Source organism: Okeania sp. SIO2B3 (genome assembly GCF_010672525.1).
Taxonomy (GTDB): Bacteria; Cyanobacteriota; Cyanobacteriia; order Cyanobacteriales; family Microcoleaceae; genus Okeania.
Genome location: NZ_JAAHGH010000040.1, coordinates 32,671 through 48,559 on the forward strand (window position 1 = coordinate 32,671; position 15,889 = coordinate 48,559).

The 15,889-nt window shown below is 36.4% G+C and carries 18 protein-coding genes; 6 read left to right on the forward strand and 12 right to left on the reverse strand.

From position 1 onward, the window contains the following. The first annotated feature begins 69 nt into the window (after window positions 1-69). The 3 genes from F6K15_RS22235 (at window position 70) to F6K15_RS22245 (ending at window position 3,403) form a co-directional block, all read left to right on the forward strand. Window positions 70-1,194, forward strand: coding sequence for a hypothetical protein (locus F6K15_RS22235; protein ID WP_293064440.1), 1,125 nt, complete (start codon window positions 70-72; stop codon window positions 1,192-1,194). A gap of 550 nt (window positions 1,195-1,744) precedes the next feature. Next, window positions 1,745-2,635 (forward strand): ABC transporter permease, encoded by an 891-nt coding sequence (locus F6K15_RS22240; protein WP_293064442.1) that lies wholly within the window; start codon window positions 1,745-1,747, stop codon window positions 2,633-2,635. 396 nt (window positions 2,636-3,031) lie between these two features. Next, window positions 3,032-3,403: a hypothetical protein gene (locus F6K15_RS22245; protein WP_293064444.1), complete on the forward strand. Its 372-nt coding sequence runs from the start codon at window positions 3,032-3,034 to the stop codon at window positions 3,401-3,403. Between the two features lie 507 nt (window positions 3,404-3,910). On the opposite strand, the gene F6K15_RS22250 is transcribed toward F6K15_RS22245, so the two are convergent. After that, complete coding sequence (locus F6K15_RS22250) at window positions 3,911-4,096, reverse strand: DUF5837 family cyanobactin class RiPP (RefSeq protein WP_293064446.1); 186 nt, start codon at window positions 4,094-4,096, stop codon at window positions 3,911-3,913. Window positions 4,097-4,199: 103 nt separating this feature from the next. Between F6K15_RS22250 and F6K15_RS22255 the strand changes: the two genes are divergently transcribed. Further along, on the forward strand, window positions 4,200-4,352 hold the full coding sequence (locus tag F6K15_RS22255; RefSeq protein WP_293064448.1) for a hypothetical protein: 153 nt from the start codon (window positions 4,200-4,202) through the stop codon (window positions 4,350-4,352). Between the two features lie 189 nt (window positions 4,353-4,541). Here the strand turns inward: F6K15_RS22255 and F6K15_RS22260 are convergent, their stop codons facing one another. The 8 genes from F6K15_RS22260 to F6K15_RS22295 all read right to left on the reverse strand — a co-directional run bounded on the left by F6K15_RS22260 (window position 4,542) and on the right by F6K15_RS22295 (window position 11,225). Further along, on the reverse strand, window positions 4,542-6,860 hold the full coding sequence (locus F6K15_RS22260; protein WP_293064450.1) for a TOMM precursor leader peptide-binding protein: 2,319 nt from the start codon (window positions 6,858-6,860) through the stop codon (window positions 4,542-4,544). Between the two features lie 503 nt (window positions 6,861-7,363). Further along, window positions 7,364-7,690, reverse strand: a complete 327-nt coding sequence (locus tag F6K15_RS22265; protein WP_293064453.1) for a hypothetical protein — start codon at window positions 7,688-7,690, stop codon at window positions 7,364-7,366. Continuing rightward, the gene (locus tag F6K15_RS22270; RefSeq protein WP_293064455.1) at window positions 7,648-7,929 is read right to left on the reverse strand and encodes a hypothetical protein; all 282 of its coding nucleotides are present in this window, start codon (window positions 7,927-7,929) and stop codon (window positions 7,648-7,650) included. Before F6K15_RS22270 ends, F6K15_RS22265 begins: the two co-directional genes overlap by 43 nt. 1 nt (window position 7,930) lies before the next feature. Then, window positions 7,931-8,371, reverse strand: coding sequence for a hypothetical protein (locus F6K15_RS22275; protein WP_293064458.1), 441 nt, complete (start codon window positions 8,369-8,371; stop codon window positions 7,931-7,933). Continuing rightward, window positions 8,323-8,964 carry a hypothetical protein gene (locus F6K15_RS22280; protein WP_293064461.1) on the reverse strand — a complete coding sequence of 214 codons (642 nt, stop codon included), beginning with the start codon at window positions 8,962-8,964 and terminating at the stop codon, window positions 8,323-8,325. The genes F6K15_RS22275 and F6K15_RS22280 overlap by 49 nt, the downstream gene beginning before the upstream one ends. Before the next feature lies 1 nt (window position 8,965). Next, window positions 8,966-9,097, reverse strand: a complete 132-nt coding sequence (locus F6K15_RS22285) for a hypothetical protein (protein ID WP_293064464.1) — start codon at window positions 9,095-9,097, stop codon at window positions 8,966-8,968. A 694-nt stretch (window positions 9,098-9,791) separates the two neighbouring features. Further along, window positions 9,792-10,196, reverse strand: a complete 405-nt coding sequence (locus F6K15_RS22290) for a hypothetical protein (RefSeq protein ID WP_293064466.1) — start codon at window positions 10,194-10,196, stop codon at window positions 9,792-9,794. Next, on the reverse strand, window positions 10,197-11,225 hold the full coding sequence (locus F6K15_RS22295) for an ATP-binding protein (protein WP_293064468.1): 1,029 nt from the start codon (window positions 11,223-11,225) through the stop codon (window positions 10,197-10,199). It lies immediately after the preceding gene. A gap of 242 nt (window positions 11,226-11,467) precedes the next feature. Here F6K15_RS22295 and F6K15_RS22300 point away from each other — a divergent pair, with 242 nt between their 5' ends. Continuing rightward, window positions 11,468-11,890 carry a hypothetical protein gene (locus tag F6K15_RS22300; RefSeq protein ID WP_293064470.1) on the forward strand — a complete coding sequence of 141 codons (423 nt, stop codon included), beginning with the start codon at window positions 11,468-11,470 and terminating at the stop codon, window positions 11,888-11,890. Between the two features lie 81 nt (window positions 11,891-11,971). Continuing rightward, window positions 11,972-12,388, forward strand: coding sequence for a hypothetical protein (locus F6K15_RS22305; protein WP_293064472.1), 417 nt, complete (start codon window positions 11,972-11,974; stop codon window positions 12,386-12,388). 385 nt (window positions 12,389-12,773) lie between these two features. Here the strand turns inward: F6K15_RS22305 and F6K15_RS22310 are convergent, their stop codons facing one another. The 3 genes from F6K15_RS22310 to F6K15_RS22320 form a co-directional block, all read right to left on the reverse strand. Further along, window positions 12,774-13,202 (reverse strand): hypothetical protein, encoded by a 429-nt coding sequence (locus F6K15_RS22310; protein ID WP_363268486.1) that lies wholly within the window; start codon window positions 13,200-13,202, stop codon window positions 12,774-12,776. A gap of 208 nt (window positions 13,203-13,410) precedes the next feature. Further along, window positions 13,411-14,637, reverse strand: coding sequence for an SGNH/GDSL hydrolase family protein (locus F6K15_RS22315; protein ID WP_293064474.1), 1,227 nt, complete (start codon window positions 14,635-14,637; stop codon window positions 13,411-13,413). Window positions 14,638-14,965: 328 nt separating this feature from the next. Further along, entirely contained in the window at window positions 14,966-15,547 is a 582-nt protein-coding gene (locus F6K15_RS22320; protein ID WP_293064476.1) for a hypothetical protein, read from the reverse strand. Between the last annotated feature and the right edge of the window lie 342 nt (window positions 15,548-15,889).

The window sequence follows — 15,889 nt, forward strand, 5'->3', positions numbered from 1 at the left end:
GAAGAAGAAGGAAGGCTTGAGTTATCTAGGAGAGAAGGAAGAGGGAAGAAGGAGGAAGAAGGCTTGGTGGTGGTGCATTTTTATTGGTCGTGCATTGTCTGGCAATGTGTGTTACGAGAACAGTGGGAGCATCTTGCTCCCGACTTTTTTGGGGAAACCCCCGACTTGCTCAACCTGCAACAACAGCAGTACAACGTTATGGCAGCAGCATACGAGCAGATTAATTTTGATTCTTTTCCCCTAACAGACTTTGCCAAAACAGCATATCAAATGCGCCTCAATGATGAAATTAATATTCCGTCGGAGTGGAAAAAAGAGCTAAATTGCATGGAAAACTACAAAATGGTTTTGCGCCGTCAACGCCATGTAGAAGGTAATTCAGGTTCCCAATGGTATTTCCGCCATGATAAAATTCAAGAATATTTTATCGTCCAGACATTTCTTGGTGAGGAAAATCAAAAATTAGAACAACATATTAATGACCCCAGATTTCGAGGAGTTTATCTATTATTAGCAACTTTGTTACCCTATAACGAAGCACTGTTATTACGAGAAAAATTATTAATAAATGCAGCCGAAACCAAAGACCATGTTGTCAGCGACCAATTTATTCAACGATTAAATTCTCGGTCAGAATTATCCAAAGATGGTGAGAATTTGAATCTAGTGGAAATTATTAAATTGCTGATTGTTGAAAAAAATAATAATATAAATATTGAAGTTAATCCTAATATTGAAACTAAGCCTAATACTGAATTTAACCCTAATATAAGGAGTAAAGAAATGACTGATTCTTACAGAACAAAATATGACCAGAGACACGCTGAACGTAATAATATAGTCGATCAAGAACAAAATGGGAGTACTGATGGTAATATGTCTGGAAATGCCGAAAGTAGCAATCAGGTTATAGGAAGCGGAACACAAAATAACTATGGTTCCCAAGAAAAGCAAACCCTCGCCGAAGCTGCTGAGGAAATTCAAAAATTATTGAAACAGTTGGAATCAAATAATCCCGATGCCACCGATGCAGAAAAACAAGCATTTGTCACCGCCTCCATTGCGCCAAGTAACCGTCAACGTTTTGTAGGAGCATTGCAAGCGGGAGGCAAAGAAGCACTCAAAAAATTATTAGATAATCCTTATGTTAATGTGGGAGTTGCTATTGTTGAAGGGTGGCAAAACCCACAGTAGGGGCGAATGGCATTCGCCCTCAAATGGCATTCGCCCTCAAATAGCATTCGCCCTCAAATAGCATTCGCCCTCAAATAGCATTCGCCCTCAAATAGCATTCGCCCTCAAATAGCATTCGCCCTCACTCAATTTACTGTCCGTGCGTAAGTACTGATATATGTGTAGGTTGGGTATCGGTAGGTTGAGTTGAGTCAGGTAAACACAAGAAGCATTTTGGGTTTGTTGGGTTACGCTAGCGCTTAACCCAACCTACATTATTTTTTAATAGTCAGGACTTACCCAGAGACTCTACAATATAGCGAGGGCGAATGCCATTCGCCCCTACATCTGGTGGTTTAAAGGTCAATTTACACAAGTCCTGATAATTCTCACTACTTTTCCCCTATTCTGCCATTTCTAAATAGCAGTGTTAAAATTACGAGTGTATTGGGCAAAAGCCATTGGGATACGGTGGAAAAATATTAATAATAAGTTAAAAATCTTTAACTTCCACATTACCGTATTATCTTTTGTCCATACATTCTGCACTAAATAATATCTAAAATCTAACATGAGTAGTACTATTACTCCCTCCCAACCAAATATAAGTCAGTTGTCTGACACTAAAACGACACCTTTAACCTCTGGTTCTGTAGTAGGAGATTTCTTCCAAGAAACTCTAGCATTAACCCGTCGGTTATTTATCCAACTAAAACGACGCCCTTCCACATTAATAGCTGGAATTATCCAACCCCTGATGTGGTTAATCCTATTTGGGGCACTTTTCCAAAATGTACCTCAAGGTTTATTTGGTGAAAGTCAAAACTATGGACAATTTCTCGGTGCTGGTATTATTGTCTTCACCGCTTTTGCTGGTGCCCTTAATGCTGGTTTGCCAGTCATGTTTGACCGAGAATTTGGCTTTCTCAACCGCCTACTGGTAGCTCCATTAACATCCCGTTTTTCTATTGTCATAGCTTCAGCTACTTTTATTGTCACCCTGAGTTTTATTCAGTCAGCAATAATTATCGGTGCTGGTGCATTTTTGGGCGCTGGATTACCTGGTACATTAGGATTAGCTACCATCGCCCTGATTGTCCTAATGTTGGTTGTGGGCGTAACTGGTTTAAGTTTGGGTCTGGCCTTTGCTTTACCTGGTCACATTGAACTTTTGGCAGTTATTTTTGTAACTAACTTACCTTTATTGTTTGCTAGTACTGCTCTAGCACCTCTATCTTTTATGCCTAATTGGTTACAGGTAGTGGCAAGTTTAAATCCTTTGACTTACGCGATCGAGCCGATTCGCTATTTGTATCTACATAGTGACTGGTCTATTGGTAGTATAATCATGGAAACACCTTTTGCTGATATTTCCTTTGGTACAGCATTGTTGGTACTGTTAGTCTTTGATGTAGTGACGTTAGTAGCAATTCAACCTTTATTACGTCGTCGGTTTGCCTAAATTGATTTAATTGGGTGGTTAATTAATTGATAATTGATCATGGATAATTGATAATTACCTCCGGTTAAAACCGTTCTGACGCTAAAAATGTAGTAGGGTTAGACACCTAAAATGTGGCAATAGTAGGGGCGGGTTCCGCCTTCGGCGCGCTTTTCAAATTGATTAACCACATCGCCATAACCACGCGCCCTGTAGGGACGCCCTTATGCAACGTCCCTACTGTGGTCTACTGAAATGAAAAGCGCTGTAAGTTAATGGTGTTACAAATTATTCAGATAAACTCGCCCCCTCCCCAATAATCTAATGCTACCGTAAAATTAGCTCTCTTCTTCAAACAGACCAAAAAAGTTGTATGCTATATATCTAAAGTTTCCTAAAAAAACTACAATACGACTTATGTCTGCCCAACTTTTGACAAAAATATTTTTCAGCACCTTAACCACAGGAATAATAACTATATTCCTACCTCAACCATCTTTTGCTGAATCTTATGAAACTAATACAGTTAATCCTCTAAAGGATTTGCAAACCGTAGATAACCCCGATCCTTTCAGTGGTTCCGGTGGGTTGAATATGTTCGACATTATTCATAACTCTAGACTGGGAAATAACCGGAATATGAAAGAGTATATGCTCGAACAACGTGACAGTCTTAATGATGCAGCGACACAGTTTCGCAATAAACAGCAGCAACTTATACAACCATCACAAAATGCTATTGGTGATACTCCTGCTTCTACCGTAGGTGAGAGTGAAATTAATCCTTAATCAACATAGTTATTTATTCGAGCGATCGCTCTGTTGCTCAAAGTAGCAACATGAGAGTTTTGTTTTTTTTCAAAGGGAACAGGGAACGGGAACTATATAGGAGTAACTTCTTTGGCCTTTGATATCAAGTTGCACTGATTAATCACAACATAATAAAGATGGCATACTCCTCAAGAGTCATCTTAAGATGACTTATAGCGGTTTTCAAATTGATGAACCACATCGCCATAACCACGCGCCCTGTAGGGACGCCCTTATGCAACGTCCCTACTGTGGTCTACTGAAATGAAAACCGCTGTAAACTATTAGCCAAGGATTTCAATCCTTGGCTTTGATATAGCAACTTTTATTGTGATGAAGCAGAGTTATCAAAATAACATGGGTCTAAAACCCCGCCTTTTAAGGCGCAATATTTTTGGAGAGTTGCTCAAATCCCCTACTTCCCCTCCCGGGAGGGGTTAGGGGTGGGTTAACTTCTGACTTCTGACTTGGGGACTTCTGACTTCGTTAATCTGCGTCACCATCATAGGAACATCTGTAAGGCCGGTTCCTCCTGGCACCTTGTGGGGCTATTCCCTCTCTGGAGGCGAAACCAGTAGTCAGGTTTTCTTCTTCAAGTCCCTCTATAGGTTTTTCAACGTTCAAGCGAATCACAGGCTCTTTCTGTTGTGGCATCAGATTTTTCTTGGCCATCGGATTATTCCTCTGTGTATTTTGAGCTTAATTTGCTTGAATTTTAGGCTTCTAAGTCACTACTGTCAAGCTTGGCTTGGCGAGCCATCAGGTATAAAGTTGTGTGGCTTTGTCATCCGCCAAGAAATTTATTTCTTGGCTCACAGCAGAAGTCATATCATGTCCGGTAGCATCGGTCTTGTATAGAGAAGGTAAGGAAGACCGAAGTTGGAAGAAGGAAGAAGCTTTAAGAAAAGGAAAAATTTTACTTATATAGCGGCAGATATTTCCCCAACTTTTACACGGGACTATACCAACGGAGATGATATCATCTTTAGATGGCTAAAGATAGCTGATTTATTATGGCTAATTAATGAGACTTGATATTATACCTTAAAACTCCCTCTTCTTCCCTCCTGACTCCTGAGGACTGACTCCTGACTCCTCTATTATTTCGGACATGATATTAAAATACCATCGGCATTGAATTCATCTGTTTTTCCTGCAATGCTTCAGACAACCAACCCATTTTCACAGGTACATCATACAATCTACCCCTCCCAAACCGCGGCCAAAAATGGCGTAACCCAGGCACAATAACTTTCACCACATTTAATTCAATATCTGGGCGAGTCTGCTCCAAAACTAAAGTTTCCATTCCTGCTGCTTGAGCAATTTTCACACAAGTCAAAACATCTTCATAAATGTCATCACTCCAAACCAGAGGATAATCTCCATAAACTTTGGCTGGTATTTCTGGGTGGGGAGCTAAATAAGGTTGATTTTCTAAAGTTGCTGTGGTGATCCATTCCTGCATCCCTTCTTCCATTTGACTAACATCTTCTTCATCTATTCCCAAACCAATCTGATTAAGTTCTGTCACCGCTCGCAGCATGGCAATTTTGGGGTCAAAATGCGCTCCAAAACCTGTAATAATTCGTTCATACTCCCGATCAATTCGACGGGAAACTGCGCTAAAAGCTGGTATCCCCAAATCTGTTGTTAAATCTAACACCCACAACTCGCGATGATTTTGTTGATAAAATTCTTGCACTGCCAATAAATAGGAGTCGTCAAAACTGGCTAAATCTACTGATGGACGCTTCAGGCGATTGTACCACCAAATTGCTACACTATCGCGCTCTACTAATTCCATAAATCCTTGCAAAATTGCTTCTTCTATGGTATTGCCCGCAGCGTTGCCATTAGAATCAGCTATACAGAAATTATGGTTTGTGGGCAAGTTATAAGCATAATAACACCAAGCTGTAGGCAAGTATTTACGAGTATCTTCTGTGAGGGACCATACTGGAGTCCAATCAATTTTTTTGCTGGCATTAAAAGGTTGGGGAATCCAATCGCAGTCTACTTTACTTTTGGCATTCAACTTTTTGCGGTTTGCATACTGAGTAGGGCTGAAGTGCAAAAATTTTTCTGGGTGAATAGCTTTTTCTCCCAATTCAGCTAAAGTTAATTTTTTTCTGGGTTCGTCTCCTTGGAATATTCCTGAATAACGTTCGATCGCTTCACAAAAACCACTAGCTTTAGCTTGGCGATCGCTTTTGCCTTTTCCTCCACTTTTATGACTAAGGGAACGACGTAAAGCACTGAGAGTTTTGGCACTACCGAAACTATGAATAGCATTGTAGGTATGAATTAAAGGATTATTTGGGTCGGAGGTTGGTACTAAAGCACTGACAACTCCAGTAATGGGACTTATCAGTTGTTCGTAGCGTTTTGTTGTTTGGTCGGGAGTGAATGCGCGATGACCGCCATCAGAGGTAAAATGTTTTTGGCGACTGGTGAGAGTCAGGGGATAAAATGCCATGTCTTTGAGTAATTTAGGATCGCCACAAGCTTGACATTGAGGTCTTTTACTCAAAATATGAGTTTCTGTGGTCAGGTTGGTCTGGTTAAAGGTAATTACTTTTCCCGCGAGGGTAGTAAAGTTAGGCATTTCCACCCCACATCTTTGTACTATCCATTTGGCAACTTCAGTGGTTATTAGATTGATAGCAGTTGCCATAGTTGAGGGTAGGAAACCAAAAGAAGTAGGTAGACATCCAGAAATTTCTCTTTTACTCGCACTAGATTTTTTGGTGGAAGGAGATTTCTGTTTTTGTCGCAAAACAGCAGCTTCAACTTCCCGATGACCGCGCAAACGTTGAGCTAAACATTCCCAACATCCGGTATCTTCTGGTTCAAATATTGGACCTAACCACAGTAACCCTCCCACAGGTTTTGCCAGCAACCAAGGTTGATGAGCGCAGACTGCGGTTTCATTGATTTTCGCAAGTTGTGGTTGTAGGTAGTCATCGGTGAGAACAACTAATAGTGCGTTGCGGTCTGATGTTAGTGGGTAATTTTCCCAAAGCTTGGTTTTAATACCTATTGCTGTCAAATTTTCGATTAATAAATCTGTGGTTGTTTCTCCTACTGAGGCGACATAAACTGAGATTTTCTGGAGATATTCGGAGGCGAGTTGTGGTTCTACATTGAGTAATGACCAAAATGCAGCGACTGGTTGGGGGAGTTGGGGAGTTGCTTTGGTTAAATAACCTTTGTTGTGGAGGCGATCGAGAACATATTCGATTTGTTCTGAGTCTGCTATTTCTGATAGGGTTTGGCAAATTTCTTCAAAGGTATGTTGACCGTCTAATAGGGGAATTAGGTGACAATAAAATTCTCCTGTTAGGGCGTGAGTTGAATTTTCTCCTAAGAGGTAAACGTGCTTTGGTTCGATAATTTCGATGCGAAAATGTGGTTTAATTTGTGGATTTTGCATAATTATTTTAAAGTTGGGATAAGTGATTAGTTTTATAGCAGAAAATAGGGAATAATAGGAAAAATATTTTCCATTCCAGATATTTTGCCATTCTAAATATTTTCCGATTCTAGATATTTTGTCATTCCAGATATTTTTCGTTCCAGATATTTTATCATTCCAGATATTTTATCATTCCAGATATTTTTCGTTCCAGATATTTTGCCATTCCAAATATTTTCCGATTCTAGATATTTTCCAAATATTTTCCGATTCCAGATATTTTCACATTCTAAATATTTTCCAATTCCAGGTATTTTATTATTCCAGGTATTTTATTATTCCAGATATTTTCCGATTCCAGATATTTTCCGATTCCAGATATTTTATCATTCCAGATATTTTTCGTTCCAGATATTTTGCCATTCCAAATATTTTCCGATTCTAGATATTTTCCGATTCTAGATATTTTGCCATTCCAGATATTTTATCATTCCAGATATTTTGTCATTCCAGATATTTTGTCATTCCAGATATTTTGTCATTCCAGATATTTTCCGTTCCAGATATTTTGCCATTTCATATATTTCCCGTTCCAGATATTTTCCGTTGCATATATTTCCTGTTCCAGATATTTTCCGTTGCAGATATTTTGCCATTTCATATATTTCCCGTTCCAGATATTTTCCGTTGCAGATATTTTGCCATTTCAGATATTTTCCCGTTCCAAATATTTCCGATTCCAGATATTTCCCGTTGCAGATATCTCCCGTTGCAGATATTTTCCCGTTGCAGATATTTTGCCATTTCAGATATTTTCCCGTTCCAGATATTTTCTTTTCCGATTCCAAATATTTTCCAATTCCAGATATTTTCCCGTTCCAGATATTTCCGATTCCAGATATTTTCCGTTGCAGATATCTCCCGTTGCAGATATTTTCCGTTGCAGATATTTCCGATTCCAGATATTTCCGATTCCAGATATTTCCGATTCCAGATATTTCCGATTCCAGATATTTTCCCGTTCCAAATATTTCCGATTCCAGATATTTCCCGTTGCAGATATTTTCCGTTCCAGATATTTTGCCATTTCATATATTTCCCGTTCCAGATATTTTCCGTTGCAGATATTTTGCCATTCCAGATATTTCCGATTCCAGATATTTCCCGTTCCAGATATTTTCCCGTTCCAAATATTTCCCATTCCAGATATTTTGCCATTCCAGATATTTTCTTTTCCGATTCCAAATATTTTCCAATTCCAGATATTTTCCCGTTCCAAATATTTCCGATTCCAGATATTTCCCGTTGCAGATATTTTCCCGTTCCAAATATTTTCCCGTTGCAGATATTTTCCCGTTCCAAATATTTTCCCGTTGCAGATATTTTGCCATTTCAGATATTTCCCGTTGCAGATATTTTCCCGTTCCAAATATTTCCCATTCCAGATATTTTCCCATTCCAGATATTTTCTTTTCCGATTTCAAATATTTTCCCATTCCAGATATTTCCCATTCCAGATATTTTGCCATTCCAGATATTTTGCCATTCCAGATATTTTCCCGTTCCAAATATTTTCCCGTTGCAGATATTTTGCCATTTCAGATATTTCCCGTTGCAGATATTTTCCCGTTCCAAATATTTCCCATTCCAGATATTTTGCCATTCCAGATATTTTCTTTTCCGATTCCAAATATTTTCCCATTCCAGATATTTTCCCGTTCCAAATATTTCCCATTCCAGATATTTCCCGTTGCAGATATTTTGCCATTTCAGATATTTTCCGTTGCAGATATTTTCCCGTTCCAAATATTTTCCCGTTGCAGATATTTTCCCGTTCCAAATATTTCCGATTCCAGATATTTCCCGTTGCAGATATTTTCCCGTTCCAAATATTTCCGATTCCAGATATTTTCCCATTCCAGATATTTTCTTTTCCGATTCCAAATATTTTGCCATTCCAGATATTTTCCCATTCCAGATATTTCCCGTTGCAGATATTTTCCCGTTGCAGATATTTTCCCGTTCCAAATATTTCCCATTCCAGATATTTTCCCATTCCAGATATTTCCCGTTCCAGATATTTTGCCATTTCAGATATTTCCCGTTCCAGATATTTTGTCATTTCAGATATTTTCCCGTTCCAGATATTTTCCCGTTCCAGATATTTCCCATTTCAGATATTTTGCCATTTCAGATATTTTCCGTTCCAGATCTTTTGCCATTCCAAATATTTCCAGTTCCAGATATTTTGTCATTTCAGATATTTTCCGTTCCAAATATTTCCAGTTCCAGATATTTTGTCATTTCAGATATTTTCCATTCCAAGTATTTCCCATTCCAGATATTTCCGATTCCAGATATTTTGTCATTTCAGATATTTCCCGATTCCAGATATTTCCCATTCCAAATATTTTCCCATTCCAAATATTTTCACCGCAGGCAGAATAACAACCTTATATTCATCCCGCCCCTCAGCAATGCCATTGATTACTACACTTAATATTATATCCGGTTCAATAATTAGTAGTCCTAGATAGTAATTGCAGGTGGAGACAAGCAAAACTTAGAACGGGAGCAAGATACTCCCACTGCCTATAGGCAAAATAATTAATAATTAATAATTAACAATTACCGAAGAATTAATAATTAAATAATTAAATAATTCAGGTTTAAAGCCTCCCCTTTCAAGGGGAATAAAATAAATTTTTTCCTTTTAGTTAATCCTCTTCCTTTTAGGGAGAGGTAATTATCCATTATCCATTATCCATGGATGAACTCTCCTTGAAAAGAAGAAGATTGACTCAAAATTCTTTAATACTGAATAACACCAATGCTACTGGATTTGATATAACTGTATAAATATCAATTTGGGAAATAAATTCTATATTTAGCCATTCCATCACAACTGATAACTGAAATGACCCTATTCCCCTGTCAGTGTGTAAATTGCTATAAAATATTAGGTCTGTTGGTTATAGCTGTATAATTTTTTATATAATGCTTAAATATAGCTTTAACTGTAAATAAAATATCTTTTTCTGCTGTAATTTTATCTATCAAATCTCGTCTTTCTAAAGATAGTAATGTCTGAAATAATTCTGGTGATGATAATTGGGATTTTTCTAATAACTGGCAAAGTGAAACAGATTTTGGTTGTTCGCTCAGTAGAGAAATAACTTGTTTTTCTAATTCAGACAAACGTTGAATATGCTGCTGGAAAATATTGGTTAATTCACTGCACAAAAATAATGGTTGATAACTCAAATATTGAGCGACACTCCCACCAAATAAATTTTTAATTGTCTGTCCTACTAATTTTAACCATTGGGGATTACTTTGATAGAAATTTATCAATTATTGCCATTTTTCCTCATCCGATAATCCTTGATTTTTCAGCATCTCACGCGCCACCTTTTCCGTTAAACCAGTTAACTGAAATAAACATACTGCTGAGTCATTATCTGTAAAATTGAAAATTTCTAAAGGCGGCTCCCAACTGTTAAGAATAAAACAACTATTGTGAGGAAGTTCGCCGATAATTTTAAATAGGTTGCCATAGTTTTCATACCCTGATTTATAGTTACCAATAAGTTCCCCACTACTGAATATTTGCTGTAAGTCATCTAGAATAATTAGACAACGCATATCCCGTAATTTTTCAATGAGCAATGACAGTTGAGCATCGGTGTTATTGGAGAGGTTTATTTCTGTTACGTTGGAGATAATTTCAATTAAACTTTTGAGAGTTACGTTTAGAGGTGGAGATGTGCGGAGGGTGCGCCAGATGATGTGGTGGAAATTAGATTCTATTTCGGGGATGAGGTGACGAATAATAGTGCTTTTACCGATACCGCTTATTCCTGAGACGGTGATGAGACGACAGCGATGTTTGACTATCCAGGTTTTGAGAGTGGTGAGTTCGGTGGAGCGATCGTAGAATGTTTTTTTGATATCTGGTGCGTCTCTGAGGTCGAGTTTTGGCAGTGGGGTATTATTTTCGTTTGTTGTTTGTGTAGTAGGTAATTTTTGTTTGGTTTCTGGAGAATGAGTGTTGTCTGTACAGAGATTAATATTACCTTTTAGACAATTATTTCCTCCTAAATTAAATACATTTGAAAAGTTAGAAACTTGATATCTTTCCATCGCAGCGCGGAAATTTGACTTATGAATTTTTTCATTTAATTCCTTAGAAATAAGTTGCCATAAATTTGAAGCGACATTGCCAACATGAAATTTAGTGCAGTGGTATTGTTGAGCAACCTTTGAGTATTTTTCCCCTTGCCAAGTAGCGCGTAAAATAGCTTCTTGCAGACTATCAAGGTGTTTGCCAGTTTTGTCAAAAACCACATCATCGACAAACCTTAAAACTTCATTAAGAGTCATTAGTCAAATTTAGTTAGGAATTTCTTCCTATTATACATGATGTTTTCTGATATTTCGGAAAAAAAATCTGATATTTTCTGATAATTATGCTTAGTTGTACATTATTTTTTGTGAGGTTTTATAAGTAGTAGCTCTGATTATTACTTGTAGTAAATTATTAAGTATGAGATTACTTGGCGAAAATATAAAAATTTTTTTCGCTAGAGAATATCTAATCTATGAAAGCCACAAAAGTTACATCTATGTTTTTCAATAGAAAAAAACGCAAAAAACAAGAAGAACTTAAGAAGGTAATTAAATTACTTTCTCAACTAAATAACAAAACATCAACAGTTAGAAAAAATCAACACAATCCATCATTTAAAATACCGAAAGCCCTTTGGGTAGCTGTTAGGTTAGCTCTAATTTTTGGACCAATAATTGGATGGGCAGAACCAGCAATAGCAGACGTTTTTGAGGATATTGATTGGGATGGAGATGACATAGACATTAATGAAATTGATCCGACAGTTCTAGATAGTTTTACTGATATATTAGATAGTTTAAACGAGCTAGATTTTGATGAATTATATCTTAAAGTTGAATATATTGATGTTAGCGATTTAACCTTAGATGAGTTACAGTCTGCTAGGTGTAACATTGAATTGGTATTAAGAAACTTATGAAAAATTCAAAATTGATTAGGCATTAAGACATATTTTACTGGCTGTTTATGAACACAAATTATTTACTAATAAAGGATAAATATGAAAAATCAATATTTAAAATTAATGGTTGTTTTGTTAACTATCTTTCCTTCATTATTGGGATGTAGAGTAGCAAAACAGCTTATTAAAATTGGGCCTGAAGTAGTTGACGGAACATCAGGTGCTGCGAAACAAGCAGCAAGAATGTCAAAAACCCTAGATCCAAACCAAATTTCCCTGTTAAAAAAGTCTATTAAAGAAGCAGCATCTTTTAATATCACACAAGAAGCAATTAATAATGGGAATAAAATTTCAAGACAGAAGGTAGAAAGACATATTGCCGACGAGATTGAACGAGAAATGAAAAGAATGAAGCGAACCTTGAATAGAACGCAAAAACAACAAATAGAAGAAGAGGTAGAACAAGAAGTAGAACAAGACCTCGAAGAAAACGGAATAACTGTAACTGCTGATTGAAATTTGAATTATTTGACAATATTCAATCTATTAATTTGGCATAAAGTATATTTTTAATGGAAATAAATATTGCTAGTAAAAATTTCACTTTGCCTGAAGCTAGATATACCGAATTTAGTATTAGTTATGGTGGGCAAATGTTGACCAACCTATATCAACAGTAAAATTTATAATATTTGCCTACCCTACTTATTACTTTAATACCTAATTACAAAGACTTAACCGATCTAACCATTTCCACCAAAATTCCTATTATTTTCCTCGAATCTTTAATATAGTAATTCTCCACATCAATAAACACTACATTCTTTTCCAATTTCAAAAATTTCCAGACATGACCTGTCGTCACCGCACCATAAATAAAAGGAACATCTTTACCATCTTGTTAATTATATATTTCAGCCCCAACCATTTCTGCAATACATTCTCCTAAACCACCAACTATCCTTTCATTTTTAGCCTCTACAAGAACAACTACAGGAGTATCCAAATATAATTGTTCCGAAGATTGACTAATAATAAAATCACAAAATCCATTCAATCCCTTATCTCGATCCACTGAGAAATCTATACCCGAAAAAAAACTGATTTGAAGTTGCCTTTTAATCTCCAGCAAAATATTAATAATTATTAGCTCAGAACTTGCCTTTTCTGTCGCGATCGCTAAAGCAATAGGAACATTTTGCTTTAACATTTCAGCTAATAAATTACTAATCTCTACAGGTTCAACTTGAGAAAATAAATCTTCTGTTTCTATAATTTTCAAATTAAACTCAGCTTTTACTTTTTTTAAATCAAAGTCACTATATGACATTTTACCGAATAATTAATAATTAATAATTAATAATTAAATAATTCTGGTTTAAAGCCTCCCCTTTTAAGGGAAAAAAAAAGAAAATATTCCTTATATTCAATTCCGTAGCGGTTTTAACCAGAGGTAATTATCAATTATCCATTATCCATTATCCATTAATGAATTATTCCTTATTTTTTTTAATAAAATCTCAATTATTCTGATTAAGTCAATGCTCCAAAATACTAACCAATTCTGAAATCTCTGTAATAGATTTTATTGCTGTATCTGCCACAAAATTATGGGCATTGGTAGTAGGATGTATGTCATCAAAGAATAAAAAATCATCGGGGTTAATTGCTCCAGAAGCTAAGAAATTATCCGTGACATTCGTAAAGCCAAAATCAGTAGGGTTAGCAATAACATCGTCAAAGATAGTCCTAAAATCAGGGCTAATAATATTAATATTCGGGTCTTGCTCTAATATTTGGGAAGCTGCTGCTAACCCACTATTGTGACCGTCACTTAATAAGCTTAATCCCTGTTGTTGTTCCGGGGGTAAACTCTGTCCGAATGGAGTCAAACCTAGATCTGGTAAATTTGGCAACATAAAATTTCTGGCTCCAATGCTTGCTAGCTTATTTACTGCCACTGACAAATTACCCACACTTGACTGCACATCTTGGGTGCTACCCCCTAAATAATCATTTGCACCGGCCCACACTACATACAAAGCATCAGGGTCAGTTTCTGGAGTCTCTGCTATAAAATTGTCAATTTGTGTCTGCAGTCCAATTAACAGTGGGGGAGTACCCTCTGGCAATAGATTATTGGTACTATTCACAAATCCTGTAGTGGCTCCATTTACTGCAAAATTGAGACTGGGGTTAGATGTTAACTCTAATTGTGGTGCAAGAGTTTCTATCCATAGAGGACCGTTGCTAATGCGACCTTCAAAATAGGGAGGACTGGGTGGCAACAGACCGCCAGTAGCTGCAAAAGCATTGCCTGTATCAGACAAACTATCGCCAAACACATAGATATCGCTGAATAACAAACGTGGCAACCGTCCTTCAAATTGACCAGTATTGAGAAAGTGTTCTGTTGCTGTGAGTGAGGTATTTGCTAGTGCTTCACCAACATCTGGGTAACGGTCTAGATAAAAACTGGTGTCTAATAAAGTACTGGGGTCGCGTTGTTCAAATTGACCAAAATTGATGAAGTGTTCTGTAGGTGTCAAAACATTTTGTTCTACAGCAGCAGCTACTCCAGGGTTAGTATCAAGATAGAAATTAGTATTGAAAATAGCGTTGGGGTCGCGACTTTCAAATTGACCAAACCTAATAAAGTGGAAAAAGCCATCACTGACTGTACCATTGGCGACTGCTTCAGCTACTTCTGGGTAGGTTTCTAAATAGAATTGTTCATCAAATAGTTCGTTGATAGTTAATGCCATTTCAGTTATCAGTTATCAGTTATCAGTACCTTTGCTTAAAATGGGAGGCTTTAGACCACTATTTTTCGGTAATAAACTCTGAATTTCATAATATTAATAGAATAAATCTGCCACAAGTTAAAAATAGTCAAATACTTTGGAAAATATACCAGCGCTCATTGCTATAATTAGTCAGTTTTTTAGTATTTATGAGTACGCTTGAGAAAGTTTATCCCAAATTATTTTCTGAAATATTGTTAATAAGAATATGGATTATCACATTAGATAACCCATTCTAAATACCATAAACAAACTTATTTATGTACTTACTTTCTTCTTCCTGCAATTACTAATGAGAGGTCAAAAGTACAAAATCAGTTACTTTATCTCCATTGTAAGTCCGCCAATGTTCTGATACTTGGAAAAACTGTTCATTATTTGGAGTTTGATTCACAATTCTGAAAATTTCTGAAGGAGAATTTTCTTCTTGGCAAGGTTGATTTTTTCTGAAGCTAGCAACTAAGTTTTCCATAAATTTATACCCATCACAAAAGGCATTTGGTGGATAACCCATTTCTCCTTCACTATAAGCTTTTCCAGCAATAGAAATTATATTGTGATAAAAAGAATGTGAGTCCATCTTATCTATATGTCTGTGTAATTTCAAAGGTGATGGTGCGATTAAGTAAACATCTTCACAGTCAGGTTCACAATACATCAATTCATCCCAACTTCTATAAGATTGTAGAGTTTCTCCTGACTCTAATTCATAACCTAAAGCAAACTGCATTTCATCTAATAATTCTGCTTCCCAATCTTTTTGAGATATTCGTTCAAGCCAATGATGAATAATATTATATAGTTCCATTTCTGATAGGGAAAGCAAAGCTTTTTTGACTGCTTCGGTGTGTAGTTGAGTTTTGATTTTCATGACGTTACCTCCTGTTTTATATAGTGAATAGACTTTGATGGAATTTATTTTAGTTAGCTTTTATGAAGGAGATATCCTTCAGGATTAACTATAAATATTTGGCAGTATTCTACTTGTATAGGAAGTAGAAGATGATAATTTTAATTCCCTCTATTAACAGAGTTATCTTTTGAAGATTACTCCTGTAATACTGAGGAATATCATTTTCTTTCGGCTTGTTATTTCTGTTACTTTCTAGTTATCACAGAATAACTATTGATTTTGTCGATCCCAATCGGTAAATCCATACACTTAGGTAGGAATTTCTTGTGGGTAAGAAAATTAAATAAGCAATTATACTGT

Coding starts and splice junctions, on each gene's coding strand:
- F6K15_RS22250 (WP_293064446.1), bottom strand. CDS start 4,096: ATGGCCAAGAAAAATCTGATGCCACAACAGAAAGAGCCTGTGATTCGC.
- F6K15_RS22295 (WP_293064468.1), bottom strand. CDS start 11,225: ATGACTCTTAATGAAGTTTTAAGGTTTGTCGATGATGTGGTTTTTGAC.
- F6K15_RS22275 (WP_293064458.1), bottom strand. CDS start 8,371: ATGGCAAAATATCTGGAATGGGAAATATCTGGAATGGGAAAATATTTG.
- F6K15_RS22245 (WP_293064444.1), top strand. CDS start 3,032: ATGTCTGCCCAACTTTTGACAAAAATATTTTTCAGCACCTTAACCACA.
- F6K15_RS22270 (WP_293064455.1), bottom strand. CDS start 7,929: ATGGCAAAATATCTGGAACGGAAAATATCTGCAACGGGAAATATCTGG.
- F6K15_RS22260 (WP_293064450.1), bottom strand. CDS start 6,860: ATGCAAAATCCACAAATTAAACCACATTTTCGCATCGAAATTATCGAA.
- F6K15_RS22310 (WP_363268486.1), bottom strand. CDS start 13,202: ATGTCATATAGTGACTTTGATTTAAAAAAAGTAAAAGCTGAGTTTAAT.
- F6K15_RS22240 (WP_293064442.1), top strand. CDS start 1,745: ATGAGTAGTACTATTACTCCCTCCCAACCAAATATAAGTCAGTTGTCT.
- F6K15_RS22305 (WP_293064472.1), top strand. CDS start 11,972: ATGAAAAATCAATATTTAAAATTAATGGTTGTTTTGTTAACTATCTTT.
- F6K15_RS22300 (WP_293064470.1), top strand. CDS start 11,468: ATGTTTTTCAATAGAAAAAAACGCAAAAAACAAGAAGAACTTAAGAAG.
- F6K15_RS22285 (WP_293064464.1), bottom strand. CDS start 9,097: ATGACAAAATATCTGGAACTGGAAATATTTGGAATGGCAAAAGATCTG.
- F6K15_RS22280 (WP_293064461.1), bottom strand. CDS start 8,964: ATGACAAAATATCTGGAACGGGAAATATCTGAAATGGCAAAATATCTG.
- F6K15_RS22320 (WP_293064476.1), bottom strand. CDS start 15,547: ATGAAAATCAAAACTCAACTACACACCGAAGCAGTCAAAAAAGCTTTG.
- F6K15_RS22315 (WP_293064474.1), bottom strand. CDS start 14,637: ATGGCATTAACTATCAACGAACTATTTGATGAACAATTCTATTTAGAA.